Origin of the sequence: Rhodovulum sp. (assembly GCF_011048875.1) — a bacterium.
GTDB classification, from domain to species: Bacteria; Pseudomonadota; Alphaproteobacteria; order Rhodobacterales; family Rhodobacteraceae; genus Rhodovulum; species Rhodovulum tesquicola.
Genome location: NZ_DSDD01000088.1, coordinates 1 through 3,421, shown reverse-complemented (window position 1 = coordinate 3,421; position 3,421 = coordinate 1). Strand labels below are relative to the sequence as shown.

Below are 3,421 nucleotides of genomic sequence, written 5' to 3'. Positions count from 1 at the left end.
TGTGCGCCAAGGTCGTGCCCGTGGCGCCTGGCTATCTGTCGGTCGTGCAGTCGCGCGCGAAGGAATACTGCCACAAAACCGGGGCGCTCCTGATCCCGTTCGGTGCCGAAATCCCGGGCGCCGTGCAGGCGATCGCCGCGGCGGCGCAATCGAGCGGGCTCGATCCTGAAGAGGTCTGGTGCGCTGCCGGCTCAGGCGTGCTGGCCCGCGGGCTCGCCGCGGCCTAGCCGAACGCCCGCCGCCATGTTGTGCAGGTCGGCCGCGACCTCAGCCCGCGCGAGGTCGCCGGCGCGCAGGTTCACCGCTATCCGCTGGCGTTCGGGAAGGTGGCGATAACCACGCCGCCCTTCCCCAGCGATCCGCACTATGACGCGAAGGCCTGGGAGGTCTGCCTAACCCGGCATCGGCCGGGGCGCGTGGTGTTCTGGAACGTGGCGCCGATCGCGCGAGGCTAAGGTTGCCTTGTTTGCCACGCTGTATGTCGCTATACTGCGTCAGGGAGTGTGGAGACTGCATGCACATTGAATCCTTCGCCGAAAACGGCGTCTTTGCCCCGGCCCGCATCGCGGCCGTGCTCCGCACCACCAAGGACGAGGTGGCGCGGACGGTCGGGCTTGGTCGGGATGCGCTCATGCGTGCCGACCGGGTGCAGAGCCCGAAGACACAGAAGCGCCTGCGCGAGATGGTCGAGATCCTGAACCGGGTGGAGCCGCGCTTCGGCTCGGCGTTGATCGCCTATGCCTGGTATCGCTCAGAGCCGCTAGCGGGGTTCGGCGGGCTGACCGCCATGCAGCTGGTGCGCGACGGCCACGCGGCCGAGGTGATGGACTATATCGACGCCGTGGATGCCGGCGTGCATGCCTGACGCGGCATGCACTACGCGGGCCTTCTCTATCGCGCGCTGAACCCCGTTTATGCGCGCGAGCCGCTTTCGGGCGAAGGCGCGCGCCGCTACGGAGGCCGGTTCAACCCCAAGGGGATGCCGGCGCTTTACACCTCGCAAAGCGTGATGACCGCGATCCGCGAGGCCAACCAGATCGGGACGCTGCAACCCACAACGCTGGCGGCCTACGAGGCCGATGTCGGCCCGATCTTTGACACGACGGACCCCGCCGCGCTGGGCGAGGAAGGCATCACAGCCGAGCAGCTTGCTGCCGATGACTGGCGGCTGAAGATGCTGGCAGATGGCAAGGCACCGACGCAAGCGCTGGCCGAGAGGCTAAAGGCCGCGGGCTATGCCGGGATGCAGGTGCGCTCCTTTGCCAAGGGCGCGACGGGGCACGATCTGAACCTCGTGCTCTGGGTCTGGGGCGCGCAGTCGCCCACGCGGCTGCGGCTGGTTGATGACGAGGGGCGCTTGGGCTGAGGAGGCAATCGCGCCTCACCTCGTGTTGCGAGGCGGCGCCTTCAATGCAGCATATCCCCGAGCCCCATCCGCTCGAACGCGGCCTTCATCGCCGGGTCAAATCCGGGATCGATCTTCACGCTGCGGCCTCCGCGCGGGCCTCAAGGGCGATGACGCAGAGGTCGCGATAGCGGGCCATCGCCTTCGGGCTGGACGAGACCGGGTTGATCTCGAAGGCACGCAGGGCGTCGATATCGCCCGCGGCGGCAAGCTCGGTGAGCTTGGCAAGCTTGTTGCGGAACCGGGCGTGGGTCGGCGCGCTGAAATCCGGCGGTTCGGGCAGTTGCCCCTTGTGGGCCTCGGCTTCGAGCTTGTCGTAATCGATCCGCTTGCGCTTCGGCGCGGTGGGTTTCGGCTCTGTCTCGGCGCTGGGCATGGGCGCGGCCGCAATCGGGGCCGGCTCCTTCGGCCCGGTGTCGCGCCAGACGTAGCCCTTGGGCGTGCGCAGAACCTCGATCCGGTCATCGGGGATGCCGGCGCGCTGGGCGGCGCGGCGGGCGTTGAACTTCTTGGTGTAGATCTGCATCTCGGCTTGGTCCATGGCGGTTTGGGTGGCATCGGTGACAAGGGCCGAGCGGCCCTCGGGGGTGAGCGCGTAGATCATGGCGCGCTTGCCGTTGGCGATCTCCGCCTCAAGCCGGGCGGCGACCTTCTGAGCCTGCGGCAGGGTCGGGGCTTCGGCCCTGGCGTAGCGCCCCTGCCCCTGGAAAAGCGCGATCTCGAAGCGCTGGGCCTGGGCAATGATCCGGGCGGCGGCCTCGTCGGCGGGATGAACCTTTGCGGGCATGGGATGCTCCTTTCTTGGCTGGTTCGCGGTCTCACTCAGGCTCGACCGGCGGCACGGAGCAACTCCCAAGCCACTGAAAAGATGATGTTTTTGAACTGATGGGGCTCTCTCGGCGGGCATATGCCGCGCATCGCGGATGCAGCGAAAGCGCAGTGCGCAAGGCGATCGCCACCGGGCGGATTGCAACGGAAGCAGATGGCACGATCGACGCTGCGCGGGCCGATGCCATGTGGGACGCCCGCACCGATCCGGCCCAACAGCGCGGCGCCCATGCCAGGGCAACGGCGGCGGAAACCGCGGCCACGACCGCCACGGCGAAGGCCACGCTCAACAAGCCCGTGCCCCGGGCGGCGCTGGACGCGGTGAAGGACACGCTGCGCGAGGCGGGCAGCGAGCCCGGCGCGACCGAAGGTGGCGAAGTGTCGTTCGTCCGCGCCCGCATGGCGAACGAGGTGCTGAAGGCCCAGACCGCCCGGGTCCGGCTTCAGAAGATGAAGGGCGAGGTCGTGGATCGGGCTCGCGCCACGGCGATGGTGTTCGATCTGGCCCGGCGCGAGCGCGTTGCATGGGCAAACTGGCCGCCCCGGGTGGCGGCGCTGATGGCCGCAGAACTCGGCGTGGAGGCGCATCAGATGGAAACGGTTCTGGAACGGCATGTGCGCGTGCATCTGGGCGAACTGGCGGAGGTGAAGGTTGAACTCCGCTGAACCCTTCGAGGGCGCAGGCGATATCCGCCGCGCCTGGGCGCGGGGTCTGTCGCCCGATCCGGCGCTCACCGTATCGGAATGGGCAGACCGGCACCGGGTGCTGTCCTCGCGCGCGGCCTCCGAGGCCGGGCCGTATCGCACGAACCGCACGCCCTATATGCGCGCGATCATGGATGCACTGTCGCCGGCCAGCCCGGTGCAGCGCATCGTGTTCATGAAATCCGCCCAGGTCGGCGCCACGGAGGCCGGCAACAACTGGATCGGCTTCTGCATGCACCGCGCGCCGGGGCCCTTCCTGGCCGTGCAGCCCACGGTCGATCTGGCGAAACGCCTTTCGCAGCAACGGATCGAGCCGCTGATCGAGGAAAGTCCCGATCTGCGGGAACTGGTGCTGCCCTCGCGCTCGCGGGACGCCGGCAACACGGTGCTGGCGAAGCGGTTTCCCGGCGGTCAGCTGATCCTGACCGGGGCGAATTCGGCGGTGGGCCTGCGCTCGATGCCGGCGCGCTGGCTGTTTCTCGA

6 protein-coding genes and 1 pseudogene are annotated in these 3,421 nt (G+C 68.6%); 6 read left to right on the top strand and 1 reads right to left on the bottom strand.

The features are described from left to right. From ENN83_RS03085 to ENN83_RS03070, 4 genes and pseudogenes are all read left to right on the top strand, one after another. A pseudogene (locus ENN83_RS03085) lies at positions 1 to 227 on the top strand (hypothetical protein); the annotation flags it as partial. A 21-nt stretch (positions 228 to 248) separates the two neighbouring features. Further along, positions 249 to 455, top strand: coding sequence for a hypothetical protein (locus ENN83_RS03080; RefSeq protein WP_287183973.1), 207 nt, complete (start codon positions 249 to 251; stop codon positions 453 to 455). Positions 456 to 514: 59 nt separating this feature from the next. After that, positions 515 to 865, top strand: a complete 351-nt coding sequence (locus ENN83_RS03075; protein ID WP_287183971.1) for an MbcA/ParS/Xre antitoxin family protein — start codon at positions 515 to 517, stop codon at positions 863 to 865. A gap of 6 nt (positions 866 to 871) precedes the next feature. Then, on the top strand, positions 872 to 1,366 hold the full coding sequence (locus ENN83_RS03070; RefSeq protein ID WP_287183968.1) for an RES family NAD+ phosphorylase: 495 nt from the start codon (positions 872 to 874) through the stop codon (positions 1,364 to 1,366). 115 nt (positions 1,367 to 1,481) lie between these two features. On the opposite strand, the gene ENN83_RS03065 is transcribed toward ENN83_RS03070, so the two are convergent. Next, positions 1,482 to 2,192, bottom strand: coding sequence for a hypothetical protein (locus ENN83_RS03065; RefSeq protein WP_287183965.1), 711 nt, complete (start codon positions 2,190 to 2,192; stop codon positions 1,482 to 1,484). Between the two features lie 152 nt (positions 2,193 to 2,344). Between ENN83_RS03065 and ENN83_RS03060 the strand changes: the two genes are divergently transcribed. Both ENN83_RS03060 and ENN83_RS03055 read left to right on the top strand, forming a co-directional pair. Further along, positions 2,345 to 2,899, top strand: coding sequence for an elements of external origin (locus tag ENN83_RS03060; protein WP_349760091.1), 555 nt, complete (start codon positions 2,345 to 2,347; stop codon positions 2,897 to 2,899). Next, positions 2,886 to 3,421, top strand: a 536-nt coding sequence (locus tag ENN83_RS03055; protein ID WP_287183961.1) for a phage terminase large subunit family protein, incomplete at its 3' end; no start/stop codon positions are given. The genes ENN83_RS03060 and ENN83_RS03055, both read left to right, overlap by 14 nt.